The 1,378-nt window shown below is 57.8% G+C and carries 2 protein-coding genes; both read right to left on the reverse strand.

Going from position 1 to position 1,378, the window contains the following annotated elements; translation table 11 throughout:
• Window positions 1-382: phytanoyl-CoA dioxygenase family protein (locus ACZ5CR_RS45340; protein WP_468869572.1), on the reverse strand; the 382-nt coding region annotated here is incomplete at its 3' end.
• A partial coding sequence (locus tag ACZ5CR_RS45345; RefSeq protein ID WP_468869576.1) for a phosphotransferase family protein occupies window positions 379-1,378 on the reverse strand: 1,000 nt, incomplete at its 5' end. The genes ACZ5CR_RS45340 and ACZ5CR_RS45345, both read right to left, overlap by 4 nt.

The raw sequence follows: 1,378 nt of genomic DNA on the forward strand, positions 1-1,378 counted from the left end.
GTGTGCCCTTGGCGCCCATCTTCACGGAGAACTGATCCCATATCAGATAGGCGTCAGGGCCGAGCAGTTGCCCGCAGATCCCCTGGAGCAGATCGCTGAACAGGAACTCGCGGAGCCGCAGTTGCGCGTTCCGGCAGCCACCAGGTGTGTACTGCAACCCTCGTCGACTTCCGCCCAGGACGTCCACGCCTTTGGCGTCCATTTCGCTATGCACATTGCCAATGGCCTGCTCGCATTCCTCGCCGAGCAGCTCCATCAGCGATTCAGGAACGATGGCAGGCAGTACGCAATAACCCTCCTCTCGAAACTGTGCCACCTGGGCTTCAGTGACGCGTGCGTCAGTGGATGCCTTAACGGCGCCATCAAGGGGCATCTCATTCATGTAGCCAGTCTCCTAACGGTTGCGAAAGGATCGGTTAAGCTGTCGGGCGAGTCCGCCGTGCTGGCGATCTCGTCGAGAAGGTCGAGATGGCGGATCAGGCGCTCCGATCCGTATGGTTCGACCCACTTTGGGGCAGATCGCGCATAGTAGGCCAGCCGTCCGAGTGATCGGTTGGTGAGATAGAGAAGTAGATCAGAATTCTGCATCGTGTACTGCGGAATGAGGCTCTTGTATCCGATTTCAAGGCCACGGATGAATGTTGTGAAGAGTTGCTCATCCATAACCTCGAAGGCCCAGTTCTGGATGCTGGCAATGTCGTATCCGCTATCGCCAACTGATAGCTGGTCATCGATGAACGAAGCGATTCTGGCATCTGATGGTGCACTGGTATCCAGAATTATGTTTCCGCCGTGCAGATCCGTGTGGATCAAGCAGTCGAGTGTTTTACCGGCGGCATGATGGCCTGTAGCCTTGAACCGGTTGGTGAACGCGCCGGCCAGTGAGTGGGCCCTTCGTATCTGGCGGTCATCCAATTCTGTGATCTTGCTAGCTTCGCGTACTCGGCGTACGAGGGGCTCTTGTCTGGCGAGTATGGTCTCTCGCCAGGAGACTTCTTCGTCAGCGGATCCGGCGTCTTCCTTATGCCGAGCTTTGACCAAAGGCTGGGATGCGCTGTGCAAGACCGCGAGGGATACCCCCGTGGCTTGCCCGATCTCGTGCACGAGTTCCGAGTCCTGGCCAGGTGTAAGCCGTCGGACGATGCTGGTGAGATCTGTTCCTGGGACGTACGAGTTGACGAAGGCCCATGCGGCAGAGCCTTCGAATATGCACGGGCCGGATTGGATCTCGACGGGGAATGGCACCGGCAAGCCAACCTTACCGGCTAACTCCTCAACGAGCTTCCGGCGCAGCGTAGCTGCCTCTTGAAGTGGCTTCACCTCTGCGCCCTTGGCGAGAACTATCTTGACCTGTCGCCCTGTAGATTCTAGCAATCCG

The organism is Streptomyces sp. NPDC031274 (assembly GCF_055570235.1).